At 54.4% G+C, this 17277-nt stretch carries 16 protein-coding genes; all 16 read left to right on the forward strand.

Annotated features, from left to right (window positions below; all coding sequences use genetic code 11):
• The first annotated feature begins 18 nt into the window (after positions 1 to 18).
• The 16 genes from wcaA (at position 19) to wcaL (ending at position 17276) form a co-directional block, all read left to right on the forward strand.
• The gene (gene wcaA, locus AM410_RS15240; RefSeq protein WP_032680629.1) at positions 19 to 861 is read left to right on the forward strand and encodes a colanic acid biosynthesis glycosyltransferase WcaA; all 843 of its coding nucleotides are present in this window, start codon (positions 19 to 21) and stop codon (positions 859 to 861) included.
• Complete coding sequence (gene wcaB / locus AM410_RS15245; protein ID WP_014170825.1) at positions 861 to 1352, forward strand: colanic acid biosynthesis acetyltransferase WcaB; 492 nt, start codon at positions 861 to 863, stop codon at positions 1350 to 1352. The genes wcaA and wcaB overlap by 1 nt, the downstream gene beginning before the upstream one ends.
• On the forward strand, positions 1349 to 2566 hold the full coding sequence (gene wcaC, locus AM410_RS15250) for a colanic acid biosynthesis glycosyltransferase WcaC (protein WP_014170823.1): 1218 nt from the start codon (positions 1349 to 1351) through the stop codon (positions 2564 to 2566). The genes wcaB and wcaC overlap by 4 nt, the downstream gene beginning before the upstream one ends.
• Entirely contained in the window at positions 2541 to 3761 is a 1221-nt protein-coding gene (gene wcaD / locus AM410_RS15255) for a colanic acid polymerase WcaD (protein ID WP_020883262.1), read from the forward strand. Before wcaC ends, wcaD begins: the two co-directional genes overlap by 26 nt.
• Positions 3762 to 3777: 16 nt before the next feature.
• Positions 3778 to 4524 (forward strand): colanic acid biosynthesis glycosyltransferase WcaE, encoded by a 747-nt coding sequence (gene wcaE, locus AM410_RS15260; RefSeq protein ID WP_073396120.1) that lies wholly within the window; start codon positions 3778 to 3780, stop codon positions 4522 to 4524.
• Between the two features lie 15 nt (positions 4525 to 4539).
• On the forward strand, positions 4540 to 5088 hold the full coding sequence (gene wcaF / locus AM410_RS15265; RefSeq protein ID WP_020883264.1) for a colanic acid biosynthesis acetyltransferase WcaF: 549 nt from the start codon (positions 4540 to 4542) through the stop codon (positions 5086 to 5088).
• 24 nt (positions 5089 to 5112) lie between these two features.
• Positions 5113 to 6234: a GDP-mannose 4,6-dehydratase gene (gene gmd, locus AM410_RS15270; RefSeq protein ID WP_014170819.1), complete on the forward strand. Its 1122-nt coding sequence runs from the start codon at positions 5113 to 5115 to the stop codon at positions 6232 to 6234.
• Positions 6235 to 6236: 2 nt separating this feature from the next.
• Positions 6237 to 7202: a GDP-L-fucose synthase gene (gene fcl / locus AM410_RS15275; protein WP_014170818.1), complete on the forward strand. Its 966-nt coding sequence runs from the start codon at positions 6237 to 6239 to the stop codon at positions 7200 to 7202.
• Between the two features lie 2 nt (positions 7203 to 7204).
• Complete coding sequence (locus AM410_RS15280; protein WP_072126435.1) at positions 7205 to 7684, forward strand: GDP-mannose mannosyl hydrolase; 480 nt, start codon at positions 7205 to 7207, stop codon at positions 7682 to 7684.
• Positions 7681 to 8904 carry a colanic acid biosynthesis fucosyltransferase WcaI gene (gene wcaI / locus AM410_RS15285; RefSeq protein WP_108648024.1) on the forward strand — a complete coding sequence of 408 codons (1224 nt, stop codon included), beginning with the start codon at positions 7681 to 7683 and terminating at the stop codon, positions 8902 to 8904. The genes AM410_RS15280 and wcaI overlap by 4 nt, the downstream gene beginning before the upstream one ends.
• 3 nt (positions 8905 to 8907) lie before the next feature.
• Complete coding sequence (cpsB, locus tag AM410_RS15290; RefSeq protein WP_014170815.1) at positions 8908 to 10344, forward strand: mannose-1-phosphate guanyltransferase; 1437 nt, start codon at positions 8908 to 8910, stop codon at positions 10342 to 10344.
• 109 nt (positions 10345 to 10453) lie between these two features.
• Entirely contained in the window at positions 10454 to 11824 is a 1371-nt protein-coding gene (gene cpsG, locus AM410_RS15295) for a colanic acid biosynthesis phosphomannomutase CpsG (RefSeq protein WP_032680630.1), read from the forward strand.
• A gap of 62 nt (positions 11825 to 11886) precedes the next feature.
• Positions 11887 to 13281 (forward strand): undecaprenyl-phosphate glucose phosphotransferase, encoded by a 1395-nt coding sequence (gene wcaJ / locus AM410_RS15300; RefSeq protein WP_014170813.1) that lies wholly within the window; start codon positions 11887 to 11889, stop codon positions 13279 to 13281.
• Position 13282: 1 nt separating this feature from the next.
• Positions 13283 to 14761 carry a colanic acid undecaprenyl disphosphate flippase WzxC gene (wzxC, locus tag AM410_RS15305; RefSeq protein WP_073396119.1) on the forward strand — a complete coding sequence of 493 codons (1479 nt, stop codon included), beginning with the start codon at positions 13283 to 13285 and terminating at the stop codon, positions 14759 to 14761.
• A 17-nt stretch (positions 14762 to 14778) separates the two neighbouring features.
• Positions 14779 to 16059, forward strand: coding sequence for a colanic acid biosynthesis pyruvyl transferase WcaK (gene wcaK, locus AM410_RS15310; RefSeq protein ID WP_024908095.1), 1281 nt, complete (start codon positions 14779 to 14781; stop codon positions 16057 to 16059).
• Positions 16056 to 17276 (forward strand): colanic acid biosynthesis glycosyltransferase WcaL, encoded by a 1221-nt coding sequence (gene wcaL / locus AM410_RS15315; protein WP_059305472.1) that lies wholly within the window; start codon positions 16056 to 16058, stop codon positions 17274 to 17276. Before wcaK ends, wcaL begins: the two co-directional genes overlap by 4 nt.
• The last annotated feature ends 1 nt before the right edge of the window (position 17277 follow it).

Consider the following 17277-nt stretch of genomic DNA (forward strand, 5'->3'; position numbering starts at 1 on the left):
TAGCTTTCGGGGAAGACCATGACTACACAACGCCCTTTAGTTTCTATTTATATGCCGACATGGAATCGTCAGCAGCTGGCGATCCGCGCAATAAAATCTGTGCTGCGACAGGATTACGATAACTGGGAACTGATCATCGTTGATGACTGTTCTTCCTCATACGAACAGCTGCAAAAGTTTGTGACTGACCTTAACGACCCGCGCGTGGTTTACACGCACAACGAGATTAACTCCGGTGCGTGCGCGGTGCGTAACCAGGCGATTATGCAGGCTAAAGGCCAGTATCTGACCGGCATCGACGACGATGACGAATGGACGCCGAACCGTCTGTCGATCTTTCTGTCGCACAAAGCACAGCTGGTGACGCATGCGTTTTTGTATGCCAACGACTATGTCTGTCAGGGTGAAGTTTACTCGCAGCCTGCCAGCCTGCCGTTGTACCCGAAATCGCCTTACTCACGCCGCCTGTTCTTTAAACGCAACATCATTGGTAATCAGGTCTTTACCTGGGCGTGGCGCTTTAAGGAGTGCCTGTTCGATACCGAGCTGAAGGCTGCGCAGGATTACGACATCTTCCTGCGCATGGTGATGGAGTATGGCGAGCCGTGGAAGGTGGAAGAGGCGACGCAGATCCTGCATATCAATCACGGGGAGATGCAAATCACCTCGTCGCCGAAGAAATTCTCTGGTTACTTCCACTTTTACCGCAAGCACAAGGACAAGTTCGACCGTGCCAGCCGGAAGTATCAGCTGTTTACCCTCTATCAGATCCGCAATAAGCGCATGAACTGGCGCACGCTGCTCACGTTGTTGTCCGTGCGTAACGGCAAGCGTCTGGCTGATGGACTTCGGGGGAAATAATGTTTCTGGAAGATTGCCGCGCTAACAGCTGGAGCCTGCGCCCGTGCTGCATGGTTCTGGCGTACCGCATCGCGCATTTTTGCTCGGTGTGGCGCAAGAAAAATGTTTTAAACAATCTCTGGGCAGCACCGGTGCTGGTGCTGTACCGCATCATTACTGAATGTTTTTTTGGTTATGAAATTCAGGCCGCTGCCACCATTGGTCGCCGTTTTACCATTCATCACGGTTATGCCGTGGTGATCAACAAATTCGTTGTAGCCGGTGATGATTTCACTATTCGCCATGCGGTCACCATCGGTAACCGTGGGCCCGACAGCCTGGCCTGCCCGGTGATTGGCAATAACGTCGAGCTGGGCGCGAACGTGGTCATCATTGGCGACATCACGATTGGTAACAACGTCACGATAGGCGCAGGGAGCGTGGTGCTGGACAGTATTCCGGATAACGCGCTGGTGGTGGGTGAGAAAGCCCGCGTGAAGGTGATCAAATGAACATTCTGCAATTTAACGTCCGTCTCGCAGAGGGCGGGGCGGCCGGTGTGGCGCTGGATCTTCACCAGCGCGCGCTGCAAAAAGGACTTCAGTCTCGTTTTATTTACGGTTATGGCAAAGGCGGTAAGAAAAGCGTCAGCCACGATAACTACCCGCAGGTGCATAAGCACACGCCGCGCCTGACTTCCGTGGCCAACATTGCCTTGTTCCGCCTGTTTAACCGCGATCTGTTTGGCAATCTTAATACCCTTTATCGCACCGTGACGCGCTCCCAGGGGCCGGTTGTGCTGCATTTCCACGTGCTTCACAGCTACTGGCTGAATCTGGAAGAGGTGGTGGCGTTTTGTCAGAAGGTGCAGGCCCACAAACCGGATACCCGCTTCGTCTGGACGCTGCACGATCACTGGAGCGTGACCGGTCGCTGCGCCTTTACCGACGGGTGTGAAGGCTGGAAAAGCAACTGCCAGAAGTGCCCGACGCTGAGCAACTACCCGCCGGTGAAAGTGGATCGTGCCCATCAGCTGGTGGCCGGAAAGCGCCAGCTGTTCCGCGACATGCTCTCGCTCGGCTGTACGTTTATCTCCCCAAGCCAGCACGTTGCCGATGCCTTTAACAGTCTGTATGGGGCAGGGCGCTGTCAAATCATCAATAACGGTATCGACGTGGCGACGGAAGCGATTCTGGCCGAACTTACCCCGGTTGCAGAAACCCCGGGTAAACCAAAAATCGCTATCGTTGCGCATGACCTGCGTTACGACGGCAAAACCAATCAGCAGCTGGTGCGCGACATGATGGCGCTGGGTGACAAGATTGAACTGCACACCTTCGGCAAGTTCTCGCCGTTCGAAGGGGCTAACGTGGTGAATCACGGGTTTGAAACCGACAAGCGCAAACTGATGAGCGCCCTCAATGGGATGGATGCGCTGGTATTCAGTTCGCGCGTGGATAACTACCCGCTGATCCTGTGCGAAGCGCTCTCCATCGGTGTGCCGGTGATTGCCACCCACAGCGATGCGGCACGTGAAGTGCTGGAAAAATCGGGCGGGACCACGTTTGCGGAGCATGAGGTACTGCCTCTGGTGCAACTGCCGAAGGCGCAGATCGCGCAGGCCGTTTTTGGCACCGACCTGGAATCGTTCCGCAACCGCAGCCGCAAGGCCTACAGTGGACAACAGATGCTGGAGGAATATGTCTCGTTCTATCAGAGTCTGTAGTTATCTGCTGCTGCCGCTGATTTACCTGCTGGTCAACGTCAAAATTGCCCAGCTTGGCGAAAGCTTCCCGATAACCATAGTGACCTTCTTGCCCGTTCTGCTTCTGCTGTATGTCGACAAAATCAACCTCAAGAAGCTGATGATGGCCTTAGGGCTGGGCGTGGGTCTGACGCTCTTTAACTACATCTTTGGTCAGTCTCTGGATGCCAGTAAATACGTCACCTCCACCATGCTGTTTGTTTATATCGTCATTATTATTGGCATGGTCTGGAGTATTCGTTTCAAGGTTATTTCGCCACACAATTATCGGAAAATCCTTAGGTTCTTTTATATTGCCGTTGCGTTAATTGTTATGCTTGCTGCACTAGAAATGGCGCAAATTATTTTGACCGGTGGCAGTAGCCTGATGGAGATAATTTCGAAATATCTCATTTACAGTAACAGCTATGTATTGAACTTCATCAAGTTTGGCGGAAAGCGTACGACAGCCCTCTATTTTGAACCGGCGTTTTTTGCTCTGGCACTAATCTCAATTTGGCTCAGCATCAAACAGTTTGGTATCAAAACCCCTAAGACCGATGCTATGATTCTTGCAGGAATTGTTCTGTCTGGATCGTTCTCAGGGGTAATGACATTTATCCTGTTTTACCTGCTGGAGTGGGCGTTCCAGTACCTGAACAAAGATGCGATTAAGAAAAAACTGCCGCTGGCGATTATCTCTCTGACGGTATTTATGGTTGGCGTGATATTTGCCTTCCCATACATCTCTGAACGTCTGGGAGATTTGGGAACCGAAGGCTCGTCATCCTATTATCGTATCATTGGTCCGCTGGTGATGGTGGGTTATTCCTTAACCCATATCGATGGTGTAGTAAGATTCGGCTCACTTTACGAATATGTTGCATCATTCGGAATCTTTAACGGTGCGGATGTCGGTAAAACCATAGACAATGGCCTGTATCTGTTAATTATCTATTTTTCGTGGTTCGCCGTACTGTTGACACTGTGGTATCTGTTTAAAGTTTTCAAAATGATGATTAACGCGTTTGGTGATAACCAGAACTTTCGCGTGCAGCTTTATCTGTTTACACCGGTGTCGTTGTTTTTTACCGGGTCAATATTTAGCCCGGAATATGCTTTCTTGATTGTCTGTCCGTTTATTCTGCGCAAAGCGCTTAATATTACGAACGTATGACGAAATGAGGTGATTTATGTTTCTTAGCGTCATTACTGTCGCTTTTCGTAATTACGAAGGGGTGGTAAAAACCTGGCGCTCGCTGCGCAACCTGGCGCGCGATCCAAGCCTCACCTTTGAGTGGATTGTGGTCGATGGCGGCTCGAACGATGGTACGGCGGAGTTTCTGGAAAAACTCAACGGTGAGTTCAACTTACGTTTCATCAGCGAGAAAGATAAAGGCATCTACGATGCGATGAATAAAGGCATCGACATGGCGCAAGGCCGTTATGCCATCTTCCTGAATTCCGGTGACATATTCCATGAGGATGTGGCGTTATTTGCCCGTCAGCTGGCGCGCCAGAAAGAGGATGCGATGTACATTGGCGACGCGCTGCTCGATTTTGGCGATGGCCATAAAGTTTGCCGCAGTGCGAAACCTGGCTGGTATATCTACCACAGTTTGCCTGCCAGCCATCAGGCCATTTTCTTCCCGGTAAAAGGTCTGAAAAAACAGCCTTACGATCTGCAGTATAAAGTTTCTTCAGATTATGCGCTGACTGCCAGTCTGTATAAATCAGGTTACCCGTTCCGTCGAATTAAAGGGCTGGTATCTGAATTTTCAATGGGCGGTGTGTCAACGTCTAATAATCTGGAACTGTGCCAGGATGCCAGAAATGTGCAGCGTAAAATATTAGGCGTGCCGGGGTTCTGGGCGGAATTATCTTATTTATTACGTCTGCGTACCACGGGTAAAACGAAAACCTTATATAACAAAGCCTGAATATAAGGAAACGTAATGCAGGATCTTAAAGGTTTCTCCGTGCCGAAAGGCTTTCGGGGCGGGAGCGGTATTAAAGTGCAGTTGTGGTGGGCCGTACAGGCCACCTTATTTGCCTGGTCACCGCAAATACTGTACCGCTGGCGAGCTTTTTTATTGCGACTGTTTGGCGCAAAAATCGGAAAAAACGTAGTCATTCGCCCGTCGGTAAAAATTACCTACCCGTGGAAATTAACGCTTGGGGATTATGCGTGGGTAGGGGATGACGCGGTGTTATATACCCTTGGCGATATTACGATTGGTGCAAATTCAGTGGTTTCACAGAAGTGTTATTTGTGCACCGGCAGTCACGATTTTATGAGTCAGCATTTTGATATTACCGCCACTCCGATTGTGATTGGCGAAAAATGCTGGCTAGCGACAGATGTTTTTGTTGCACCTGGTGTTTCTGTTGGCGATGGCACGGTAGTCGGTGCCCGCAGCAGCGTTTTTAAATCGCTACCGGCAAATAAAATTTGCCGTGGCAACCCCGCAGTGGTGATACGCGAACGCGTTGAAACTGATTAAATTCATAAGTAGAGGAATATAAACATGTCTAAAGTCGCTCTCATCACCGGCGTTACCGGACAGGATGGTTCTTACCTGGCAGAACTGCTGCTGGAAAAAGGTTATGAAGTACACGGTATTAAGCGTCGTGCTTCTTCATTCAACACCGAACGTGTGGATCACATTTATCAGGATCCTCATGCGGCGAACCCGAAATTCCATCTGCACTACGGCGACCTGACCGATACTTCCAACCTGACCCGTATTCTGCAGGAAGTGCAGCCGGATGAAGTGTACAACCTGGGCGCGATGAGCCACGTTGCGGTCTCCTTTGAATCTCCGGAATACACCGCTGACGTTGACGCAATGGGTACGCTGCGTCTGCTGGAAGCGATTCGCTTCCTCGGCCTTGAGAAGAAAACCCGTTTCTACCAGGCTTCCACCTCTGAGCTGTACGGTCTGGTGCAGGAAATTCCTCAGAAAGAGACTACCCCGTTCTATCCACGTTCTCCGTACGCGGTGGCGAAACTGTACGCGTACTGGATCACCGTGAACTACCGTGAATCCTACGGCATGTATGCCTGTAACGGCATTCTGTTCAACCACGAATCCCCACGTCGCGGTGAAACATTCGTTACCCGTAAAATCACCCGCGCTATCGCTAACATCGCACAGGGTCTGGAATCTTGCCTGCACCTGGGCAACATGGATTCCCTGCGTGACTGGGGCCATGCCAAAGACTACGTAAAAATGCAGTGGATGATGCTGCAGCAGGAAAAACCAGAAGACTTCGTTATCGCAACCGGCGTGCAGTACTCCGTACGTCAGTTCGTTGAGATGGCTGCCGCTCAGCTGGGTATCAAACTGCGCTTCGAAGGTACCGGCGTGGAAGAGAAAGGCATCGTGGTTTCCGTAACCGGCCATGACGCACCGGGCGTTAAACCGGGCGACGTGATTGTACAGGTTGACCCACGTTACTTCCGTCCTGCTGAAGTGGAAACCCTGCTGGGCGACCCAACCAAAGCACACGAAACACTGGGCTGGAAACCTGAAACTACTCTGCAGGAGATGGTTTCCGAGATGGTTGCCAAAGATCTTGAAGCAGCGAAAAAACACTCCCTGCTCAAGTCACATGGCTACGAGGTTGCCATCGCACTGGAGTCCTGAGAATGACAAAACAACGTATTTTTGTAGCGGGTCATCGCGGAATGGTGGGTTCCGCGATTGTTCGCCAGCTTGAACAGCGCGGTGATGTCGACGTGATTGTCCGTACCCGCGACGAGCTGAACCTGCTCGACAGCAAAGCGGTACAGGACTTCTTCGCCAGTGAACGTATTGACCAGGTGTATCTGGCGGCGGCGAAAGTGGGCGGCATTGTTGCCAACAACACGTATCCGGCGGATTTCATCTACGAGAACATGATGATTGAGAGCAACATCATTCACGCAGCGCATCTGCACAACGTGAATAAGCTGTTGTTCCTCGGCTCATCCTGTATCTACCCGAAAATGGCGAAGCAGCCGATCGCCGAGAGCGAACTGCTGCAGGGTACGCTGGAAGCAACCAACGAGCCGTATGCGATTGCCAAGATTGCCGGGATCAAGCTGTGCGAATCCTACAACCGTCAGTATAACCGCGACTATCGTTCGGTGATGCCGACCAACCTGTACGGACCGCATGACAACTTCCACCCGAGCAATTCGCACGTGATCCCGGCGCTGCTGCGTCGTTTCCACGAGGCAACGGCCGAAAATGCACCGGATGTGGTGGTGTGGGGCAGCGGTACGCCAATGCGTGAATTCCTGCATGTGGATGACATGGCGGCTGCCAGCATCCACGTAATGGAGCTGGATCGTGAGGTGTGGCAGGAAAACACCGAACCGATGCTGTCGCACATTAACGTCGGTACTGGCGTGGATTGCACCATTCGTGAGCTGGCGCAAACCATCGCGCAGGTGGTGGGTTACAAAGGCCGCGTGGTCTTTGACGCCACCAAACCGGACGGCACGCCGCGCAAACTGCTGGACGTGACCCGTCTGCATCAGCTGGGCTGGTATCACGAGGTATCACTGGAGCAGGGGCTGGCAAGCACCTACCAGTGGTTCCTTGAAAACCAGCACCGCTTCCGGGGGTAATGATGTTTTTAAGTCAGGAAGATTTTGCCACGGTAGTGCGTTCCACTCCGCTCATCTCAATTGATTTGGTGGTGGAAAACGAACGCGGCGAGTTCTTGCTGGGAAAACGAACCAACCGTCCTGCACAGGGCTTTTGGTTCGTGCCCGGCGGGCGCGTGCAGAAGGATGAGACGCTGGAAAATGCTTTTGAGCGTCTCACTCTGGCGGAACTGGGCCTGCAACTGCCGATGGCGGCAGGCCAGTTTTACGGGGTCTGGCAGCACTTCTATGACGATAACTTTTCGGGCACCGGTTTCACCACGCACTATGTGGTGCTCGGTTTTCGCCTGAAGGTGAGTGAGGCAGACCTGCGTCTGCCTGATTCTCAGCATGACGACTACCGCTGGCAGACGCCAGAGGCGTTGCTGGCCAGTGACAATGTGCATGACAACAGTCGTGCCTATTTCCTGGCCGATCGTCAGTCCGGAGTGCCGGGCTTATGAAAATTCTGGTGTACGGAATCAACTATTCGCCGGAGTTAACCGGCATCGGTAAATACACCGGCGAAATGGTCGAGTGGATGGCGAGCCAGGGACATGACGTGCGGGTCATTACCGCGCCGCCATACTACCCGGAATGGAAAGTAGGTGAGCGCTATTCAGGCTGGCGCTACCGTCGCGAAGAGGGTGCCGCGACCGTCTGGCGTTGCCCGCTGTACGTGCCGAAACAGCCCTCAACGCTGAAGCGGTTACTTCATCTGGGCAGCTTTGCCCTGAGCAGTTTCTTCCCGCTGATGGCGCAACGTCGCTGGAAGCCGGATCGCATTATCGGTGTGGTGCCAACGCTGTTCTGCACCCCAAGCATGCGCCTGCTGGGCAAACTCTCCGGCGCGCGCACGCTGCTTCACATTCAGGATTATGAAGTGGACGCCATGCTCGGCCTGGGAATGGCCGGCAAAGGTAAGAGCGGGAAGGTGGCGAAACTCGCCAGCGCCTTCGAGCGCAGCGGCCTGCATAACGTGGATTATGTCTCGACCATCTCGCGCTCAATGATGAACAAAGCGCAGGAGAAGGGCGTACCGGCGGAAAAAGTGATCTTTTTCCCCAACTGGTCTGAAGTGGCGCGTTTTCGCGACGTGACAGACAGTGACGCTCAGGCGCTACGCGCTCAGCTCGGTCTGCCTGACGACCAAAAAATCATTCTTTACTCAGGCAACATCGGCGAGAAGCAGGGGCTTGAGAGCGTCATCGACGCCGCACAGCAACTGAGCCATCAACCCTGGATGTTTGTCATCGTCGGGCAGGGTGGCGGAAAAGCGCGACTGGAAAAAATGGCCAACGAACGTGGCCTGACGAACGTGAAATTTTTCCCGCTTCAGTCTTACGAGGCACTGCCTGCGTTGCTGAAAATGGGCGACTGCCATCTGGTGGTGCAAAAGCGCGGCGCGGCAGACGCGGTGCTGCCGTCCAAGCTGACCAACATTCTGGCAGTGGGCGGTAACGCGGTGATCACGGCGGAAGCCGAAACAGAATTAGGCCAGCTGTGCGACAGCTATCCGGGGATCGCCGTTTGCGTGGAACCGGAATCGGTCCCGGCGCTGGTCACTGGCATTGAACGGGCACTTGCCATGCCAAAAACGAACACGGTGGCACGTGAATATGCCGAACGCACGCTCGAGAAAGAGAACGTGCTGAGCCAATTTATTGCAGATATACGGGGATAAATCATGAGTCAAACCACTTTGTATCCGGTTGTGATGGCAGGTGGCTCTGGTAGCCGGTTGTGGCCGCTGTCCCGCGTGCTCTATCCAAAACAGTTCCTCTGCCTGAAAGGGGAGCTCACCATGCTGCAGACGACGGTTAACCGCCTGCAGGGTGTGGAGTGTGAAAGCCCGGTGGTGATTTGTAACGAACAACACCGCTTTATTGTCGCCGAGCAGCTGCGCCAGCTGAACAAACTCACAGAAAATATCATTCTGGAGCCTGCCGGACGTAACACCGCCCCCGCGATTGCGCTGGCTGCGCTGGCGGCCAAACGCAGCAGCCCGGATTGCGATCCGCTGATGCTGGTTCTGGCGGCAGACCATGTTATTCAACAGGAAGAGTCGTTCCGCGAGGCGGTACGCGCGGCTATTCCTTACGCCGAAAACGGCAAACTGGTGACTTTCGGCATCGTGCCGGACCTGCCGGAAACCGGCTACGGGTATATTCGTCGTGGCAATGTGACCCCGGGCGAAGGCGACAGCGTAGCGTTTGACGTGGCGCAGTTTGTCGAAAAACCGAATCTGGAAACCGCGCAGGCTTATGTGGCCAGCGGTGAATATTACTGGAACAGTGGGATGTTCCTGTTCCGCGCTGGCCGCTACCTGGAAGAGCTGCGCAAATATCGCCCGGATATTCTGGACGCCTGCGAGAAAGCGATGGCGGTAGTGGATCCGGATCTCGATTTTATCCGTGTTGACGAAGCGTCTTTCCTCGCCTGCCCGGAAGAGTCAATTGACTATGCGGTAATGGAACGCACGGCCGATGCCGTTGTGGTACCGATGGATGCGGGCTGGAGCGATGTTGGCTCCTGGTCCTCCCTGTGGGAGATCAGCGCCCATACCCCGGAGGGTAACGTCCACCACGGTGATGTTATCAGCCACAAAACGGAAAACAGCTATGTCTACGCCGAGTCCGGTCTGGTGACCACAGTTGGCGTGAAGGATCTGGTGGTCGTACAGACGAAAGACGCCGTGCTGATTGCTGACCGTAATGCCGTGCAGGACGTTAAAAAAGTGGTGGAGAAGATCAAGGCCGATGGTCGCCATGAACACCATATCCACCGCGAAGTGTATCGTCCGTGGGGCAAATATGACTCCATCGATGCCGGTGAACGTTACCAGGTGAAACGCATCACCGTGAAACCGGGGGAGGGGCTGTCGGTACAGATGCACCACCACCGTGCCGAGCACTGGGTCGTGGTGGCGGGTACCGCCAAAGTCACGATTGATGGCGAAGTGAAACTGCTGGGCGAAAACGAGTCAATCTATATTCCGCTGGGAGCCACGCACTGTCTGGAAAACCCGGGGAAAATTCCTCTCGACTTAATTGAAGTGCGCTCCGGTTCGTACCTGGAAGAAGACGATATTGTCCGTTTCCAGGACCGTTACGGGCGGGTATAGCGCCGTCTCTAAAGCCGGATAGCGTTTCGCGCATCCGGCCTGCGAATGAATAAAAACAAATTTGCCTGTTAATCGGGCGGGCCAACTGTTGCCTGAAAAAGGGGTCATCATGGAAAAATTAACCTGTTTTAAAGCCTACGATATTCGCGGCAAGCTGGGCGAAGAGCTGAATGAAGACATTGCGTGGCGCATTGGCCGCGCATACGGCGAATATCTTAAGCCACAAACGATTGTCCTGGGCGGCGATGTGCGCCTGACCAGTGAGTCCCTGAAGCTGGCGCTGGCAAAAGGGCTGCAGGATGCGGGAGTGGACGTGCTGGATATCGGCTTGTCCGGTACCGAAGAGATTTACTTTGCCACCTTCCACCTCGGCGTGGACGGCGGTATCGAAGTGACGGCCAGCCATAACCCGATGGACTACAACGGTATGAAGCTGGTGCGCAAGGGCGCGCGTCCTATCAGCGGTGATACCGGTCTGCGTGACGTGCAGCGTCTCGCCGAAGCTAACGATTTCCCGCCGGTGAATGAAGCGAAACGCGGCAGCTATAAGCAGATCGACCTGCGTAAAGCGTACATCGACCATCTGCTGGGCTACATCAACGTTGCAAACCTGAAACCGCTGAAGCTGGTGATCAACTCCGGTAACGGCGCGGCCGGCCCGGTGGTGGATGCGCTCGAAGCCCGCTTTAAGGCCCTGAACGTCCCGGTAACCTTCGTTAAGGTCCATAACACCCCGGACGGCAACTTCCCGAACGGTATCCCGAACCCGCTGCTGCCGGAGTGCCGCGACGACACCCGTAACGCGGTCATCGAACACGGTGCCGATATGGGTATCGCCTTTGACGGCGATTTCGACCGCTGCTTCCTGTTCGACGAAAAAGGCCAGTTCATCGAAGGCTACTACATTGTCGGCCTGCTGGCGGAAGCGTTCCTCGAGAAGAACCCGGGCGCGAAGATCATTCACGATCCGCGTCTGTCCTGGAACACCGTGGATGTGGTGAACGCCGCGGGCGGCCAGCCGGTGATGTCCAAAACCGGTCATGCCTTCATCAAAGAGCGTATGCGCGAAGAAGACGCCATTTATGGCGGCGAGATGAGCGCCCACCACTATTTCCGTGATTTTGCCTACTGCGACAGCGGAATGATCCCGTGGCTGCTGGTGACCGAGCTGCTGTGTCTGAAAGGGCAGACCCTTGGCGAGCTGGTACGCGACCGCATGGCGGCCTTCCCGGCAAGTGGCGAAATCAACAGCAAACTGGCGCAGCCGGCCGAGGCCATTGCCCGCGTGGAGCAGCATTTTGCCCTCCATGCGCTGGAAATTGACCGTACCGACGGCATCAGCATGGCGTTCCCGCAGTGGCGTTTTAACCTGCGCTCTTCAAATACCGAGCCGGTGGTGCGCCTGAACGTGGAATCCCGCGCGGATACAGCGCTGATGGAAGCGCGAACGAAGGATATTCTGGCGCTGTTGAATCAGTAAATAGCTTTCCCCCTCACCCTGATGTGGGGTGAGGGGGCAGGTGTTGAACTAAAGGAACAACGATGACGAATCTAAAAAAACGCGAACGAGCGAGAACGAATGCATCGTTAATCTCCATGGTGCAGCGTTTTTCTGATATCACCATCATGGTCGGCGGATTATGGGTGGTGAGTTGGGTAAGCGGGCAATCCTTCTTCTACATGCATCTGCTCATGGCGCTGATTGCGCTGGTTGTGTTCCAGATGATCGGGGGGATGACCGACTTCTACCGTTCGTGGCGTGGTGTGAAAATGACCACCGAACTGATGCTGTTGCTGCAGAACTGGACATTAAGCCTGATCTTCAGTGCAGGTCTGGTGGCATTCAGCCATGATTTTGATAATCGCCTGGTGACGTATCTGTGCTGGTACCTGATTACCAGCGTCGGCATGGTCGTATGCCGCACCCTGATCCGTTTTGGTGCCGGCTGGCTGCGTAACCGCGGTTATAACCGTCGCTTTGTCGCCGTGGCGGGGGATTTGCCGGTAGGGAAGGTGCTTCTCGATAGCTTCCGCAAAGAGCCATGGTTAGGTTTTGAAGTGGTCGGGATTTATCACGACGCGAAGCCTGGCGGCGTGCCTTCAGACTGGGCTGGTAATTACGAACAGCTTATTGAGGACGCCAAAGCCGGCAAAATTCATAACGTATACATCGCGATGCAGATGAAAGATGAATCCCGCATTAAGAAACTGATGCGTGAACTGGCCGATACCACCTGTTCGGTGATCCTGATCCCGGACGTCTTTACCTTTAACATCCTCCATTCCCGTATTGAAGAAGTGAACGGCGTGCCGGTCGTGCCGCTGTATGACACCCCGCTGTCGGGTATCAATCGCGTGCTCAAGCGCCTGGAAGATATCGTGCTCTCTTCACTGATCTTACTGCTGATCTCCCCGGTGCTGTGCTGCATTGCCCTGGCGGTGAAGCTGAGCTCTCCGGGCCCGGTTATCTTCCGTCAGACCCGCTACGGCATGGACGGTAAGCCCATCATGGTGTGGAAATTCCGCTCAATGAAGGTGATGGAGAACGACAAGGTCGTGACCCAGGCGACGCAGAACGATCCACGCGTTACGCGGGTGGGGAACTTCCTGCGCCGTACCTCGCTGGATGAGCTGCCGCAGTTTATCAACGTCTTTACCGGTGGCATGTCGATTGTCGGACCCCGTCCCCATGCCGTGGCTCACAACGAACAATACCGCTCGCTGATTGAAGGCTACATGTTGCGCCATAAAGTGAAGCCAGGCATTACCGGCTGGGCGCAGATCAACGGCTGGCGTGGCGAGACCGACACGCTGGAAAAAATGGAAAAACGCATCGAATTCGACCTGGAGTACATCCGTGAATGGAGCCTCTGGTTCGATATCAAGATCGTCTTTCTGACCATCTTCAAAGGTTTCGTGAACAAAGCGGCGTACTAAGATGAGCTTACGTGAAAAAACCATCAGCGGCGCCAAATGGTCAGCGATGGCGACCATTGTCATCATTGGCCTCGGCCTGGTGCAGATGACGGTGCTGGCGCGCATTATCGATAACCACCAGTTCGGTCTGCTGACCGTCTCGCTGGTGATTATCGCGCTGGCCGATACGTTGTCTGACTTCGGCATTGCTAACTCGATTATCCAGCGCAAAGAGATCAGCCATCTGGAACTGACCACGCTCTACTGGCTGAACGTTGGGTTGGGGGTGTTCGTTTTCGTGCTGGTGTTCCTGTTGAGCGATATCATCGCCAGCGTGCTGCACAACCCCGATCTGGCACCGCTGATGCGTACGCTCTCGTTTGCTTTTGTGGTGATCCCGCACGGGCAACAGTTCCGCGCGCTGATGCAGAAAGAGCTGGAATTCAACAAGATTGGGATGATCGAGACCAGCGCCGTTCTCGCAGGGTTTACCTTTACCGTGGTCAGCGCCCATTTCTGGCCGCTGGCCATGACCGCTATCCTCGGGTATCTGGTTAACTCTGCCGTGCGTACGCTGCTGTTCGGCTACTTTGGTCGCAAGATTTACCGTCCTGGGCTGCATTTCTCTCTCGCTTCGGTGTCATCCAACCTGCGTTTTGGCGCGTGGCTCACCGCCGACAGCATCATCAACTATGTCAACACTAACCTCTCCACGCTGGTGCTGGCACGCATCCTCGGGGCGAGCGTCGCGGGCGGGTACAACCTGGCGTACAACGTTGCGGTAGTACCACCAATGAAGCTCAACCCGATTATCACCCGCGTACTGTTCCCGGCGTTCGCCAAAATTCAGGATGACACCGAGAAGCTGCGCGTCAATTTTTACAAGCTGCTCTCTGTGGTGGGCATTATCAATTTCCCGGTTTTGCTGGGGCTGATGGTGGTCTCGAGCAACTTCGTGCCGCTGGTGTTTGGCGAGAAGTGGAACAGCATTATCCCGATCCTGCAGTTACTGTGCGTGGTGGGGCTGCTGCGATCCGTTGGCAACCCGATTGGCTCACTGCTGATGGCTAAAGCGCGGGTTGATATCAGCTTCAAATTCAACGTGTTTAAAACGTTCCTGTTTATTCCGGCGATTATCGTCGGTGGGCATATGGCCGGCGCCATTGGGGTCACGCTTGGTTTTCTGCTGGTGCAGATCATCAACACCGTTCTGAGCTACTTCGTGATGATCAAGCCGGTGCTGGGCTCCAGCTACCGGCAGTACATTCTGAGCCTGTGGCTGCCGTTTTATCTGTCACTGCCTACCCTTGCGGTGAGCTATGGACTGGGCATCGTGCTCACTGGCCATCTGCCGCTCGCGGCCATGCTGGCAATACAGGTCGCAGCAGGTGCACTGGCGTTTGGCGTGATGATTGTGCTGTCACGTAATGCGCTGGTGGTTGAGATGAAGCGCCAGTTTTGCCGTAACGAAAAAATGAAAACGCTGCTTCGCGCAGGCTAGTTATTTAAGAGGCCATTATGAAATTACTTATTCTTGGCAACCATACCTGCGGCAACCGTGGCGACAGCGCCATTCTGCGCGGTTTATTGGATGCGATTAACACCCTTAAGCCTGAGACTGAAGTGGACGTGATGAGCCGTTATCCGGTCAGCTCTTCCTGGTTATTGAACCGCCCGGTAATGGGCGACCCGCTATACAGCCAGATGAAGCAGCACAACAACGCTGCCGGCGTGATGGGACGCGTGAAGAAAGTTCTGCGCCGTCGCTATCAGCATCAGGTGTTGCTGTCCCGTGTAACTGATACCGGCAAGCTGCGTAACATCGCCATTGCTCAGGGCTTCACGGATTTCGTTCGACTGCTGTCGGGCTACGACGCCATTATTCAGGTCGGAGGATCGTTCTTCGTCGATCTTTACGGTGTGCCGCAGTTTGAGCACGCACTCTGCACATTCATGGCGAAAAAACCGCTGTTTATGATTGGTCACAGCGTCGGGCCGTTCCAGGATCCGCAGTTTAACCAGCTGGCAAACTATGTCTTCGGCCACTGCGATGCCCTGATCCTGCGTGAGTCGGTAAGCCTCGATATGATGAAACGCAGCGAGATTGACACTTCGAAAGTGGAACACGGGGTGGACACCGCCTGGCTGGTGGATCATCAGGACGACAGTTTCCAGGCGAGCTACGCAGTGCAGCACTGGCTGGACGTGGCGGCGAAACAGAAAACGGTCGCCATCACCCTGCGCGAACTTGCACCGTTTGATAAACGTTTAGGCACCACCCAGGCGGCGTATGAGAAAGCGTTTGCTGACGTGGTGAACCGTGTGCTGGACAGCGGATACCAGGTGCTGGCGCTTTCAACCTGTACCGGCATCGACAGCTATAACAAAGATGACCGCATGGTGGCGCTGAACCTGCGCAACCTGGTAAACGATCCGTCCCGTTATCACGTGGTGATGGACGAACTGAACGACCTCGAGATGGGCAAATTGCTCTCAGCCTGTGACCTCACCGTGGGCACGCGTCTGCACTCGGCGATCATTTCGATGAACTTTGGCACGCCGGCCATTGCGATTAACTACGAGCACAAGTCAGCCGGCATTATGCAGCAGCTTGGCATGCCTGAAATGGCCGTTGATATTCGTCATCTGCTGGATGGTTCGCTTGGCGCGATGGTGGGCGATACCCTGGGGCAACTGCCTGCCATCAATGAACGCCTGGCCGTCGCGGTGAAAGCCGAGCGCGAGAAGGGAATTGGGATGGTGAAATCGGTGCTCGACCGCGTCCGGGAGGGGAAATGAAGGTTGGTTTCTTCTTACTGAAATTTCCGCTGTCGTCTGAAACCTTTGTGCTGAACCAAATCACCGCGTTTATCGATATGGGATACGACGTGGAGATCATCGCCCTGCAAAAGGGCGATACACAAAATACCCATGCGGCGTATACGCAGTATGGGCTGGAGGCGAAAACCCGCTGGCTGCAGGACGAGCCCTCAGGAAGAGTAAATAAGCTGCGCCACCGGGCCAGCCAGACCTTACGCGGGATCCATCGTGCATCGACCTGGCGCGCGCTGAATGTTTCCCGCTATGGCGCGGAATCTCGCAACCTGATCCTGTCCGCCATTTGTGGTCAAACGGCGCAGGCGTACCGCGCCGATGTGTTTATTGCTCACTTTGGCCCGGCGGGCGTGACCGCCGCCAAACTGCGTGAGTTGGGGGTGATTGACGGTAAAATTGCGACCATCTTCCACGGTATCGACATCTCCAGCCGCGAAGTATTGAACCACTACACGCCGGAGTATCAGCAGCTTTTCCGCCGTGGCGACATGATGCTGCCCATCAGCGACCTGTGGGCCGGGCGTCTGAAAAACATGGGCTGTCCGCAGGAAAAAATCACCGTTTCGCGTATGGGCGTGGATTTAGAGCGCTTTACCCGCCGCCCGGTCAAGGTACCGGGAAAACCGCTGCAGATTATCTCTGTGGCGCGTCTGACGGAGAAAAAAGGTCTGCACGTGGCCATCGAAGCCTGCCGCCAGCTGCGAGCGCGCGGCGTGGATTTCCGCTATCGCATTCTCGGTATTGGCCCGTGGGAGCGTCGTCTTCGCACGCTTATCGAACAGTATCAGCTGGAAGATTACGTGGAGATGCCAGGTTTTAAGCCAAGCCACGAGGTGAAGGCCATGCTGGATGAGGCGGATGTATTCCTGCTGCCTTCCGTGACCGGCGCCGATGGCGATATGGAAGGGATCCCGGTTGCGTTAATGGAGGCTATGGCCGTCGGTATTCCGGTGGTGTCGACCCTGCACAGCGGGATCCCGGAGTTAATCAAGTCTGATTACTCCGGCTGGCTGGTACCGGAGAATAATGCGATGGCCCTTGCGGATCGTTTAGCCGAATTTAGCGGCATCGACCAACAGGCGCTGGAGCCCGTTATCCACAACGCCCGACAAAAAGTTGAAGCAGATTTTAACCAGCAGGTGATTAATCGCCAGTTAGCGAGCCTGCTGCAAACGTTGTAAC

It is taken from the genome of Enterobacter cloacae complex sp. FDA-CDC-AR_0164, from assembly GCF_003071645.1.
Classification (GTDB): Bacteria; Pseudomonadota; Gammaproteobacteria; order Enterobacterales; family Enterobacteriaceae; genus Enterobacter; species Enterobacter ludwigii.

Excerpts from the sequence above, each read along its gene's own strand:
- cpsG (WP_032680630.1), top strand. The coding sequence starts at position 10,454 with ATGGAAAAATTAACCTGTTTTAAAGCCTACGATATTCGCGGCAAGCTG.
- wcaE (WP_073396120.1), top strand. The coding sequence starts at position 3,778 with ATGTTTCTTAGCGTCATTACTGTCGCTTTTCGTAATTACGAAGGGGTG.
- wcaJ (WP_014170813.1), top strand. The coding sequence starts at position 11,887 with ATGACGAATCTAAAAAAACGCGAACGAGCGAGAACGAATGCATCGTTA.
- wcaI (WP_108648024.1), top strand. The coding sequence starts at position 7,681 with ATGAAAATTCTGGTGTACGGAATCAACTATTCGCCGGAGTTAACCGGC.
- wcaD (WP_020883262.1), top strand. The coding sequence starts at position 2,541 with ATGTCTCGTTCTATCAGAGTCTGTAGTTATCTGCTGCTGCCGCTGATT.
- wcaK (WP_024908095.1), top strand. The coding sequence starts at position 14,779 with ATGAAATTACTTATTCTTGGCAACCATACCTGCGGCAACCGTGGCGAC.
- wcaL (WP_059305472.1), top strand. The coding sequence starts at position 16,056 with ATGAAGGTTGGTTTCTTCTTACTGAAATTTCCGCTGTCGTCTGAAACC.
- fcl (WP_014170818.1), top strand. The coding sequence starts at position 6,237 with ATGACAAAACAACGTATTTTTGTAGCGGGTCATCGCGGAATGGTGGGT.
- cpsB (WP_014170815.1), top strand. The coding sequence starts at position 8,908 with ATGAGTCAAACCACTTTGTATCCGGTTGTGATGGCAGGTGGCTCTGGT.
- wcaB (WP_014170825.1), top strand. The coding sequence starts at position 861 with ATGTTTCTGGAAGATTGCCGCGCTAACAGCTGGAGCCTGCGCCCGTGC.
- wcaC (WP_014170823.1), top strand. The coding sequence starts at position 1,349 with ATGAACATTCTGCAATTTAACGTCCGTCTCGCAGAGGGCGGGGCGGCC.
- wcaF (WP_020883264.1), top strand. The coding sequence starts at position 4,540 with ATGCAGGATCTTAAAGGTTTCTCCGTGCCGAAAGGCTTTCGGGGCGGG.
- wcaA (WP_032680629.1), top strand. The coding sequence starts at position 19 with ATGACTACACAACGCCCTTTAGTTTCTATTTATATGCCGACATGGAAT.
- wzxC (WP_073396119.1), top strand. The coding sequence starts at position 13,283 with ATGAGCTTACGTGAAAAAACCATCAGCGGCGCCAAATGGTCAGCGATG.
- gmd (WP_014170819.1), top strand. The coding sequence starts at position 5,113 with ATGTCTAAAGTCGCTCTCATCACCGGCGTTACCGGACAGGATGGTTCT.
- AM410_RS15280 (WP_072126435.1), top strand. The coding sequence starts at position 7,205 with ATGTTTTTAAGTCAGGAAGATTTTGCCACGGTAGTGCGTTCCACTCCG.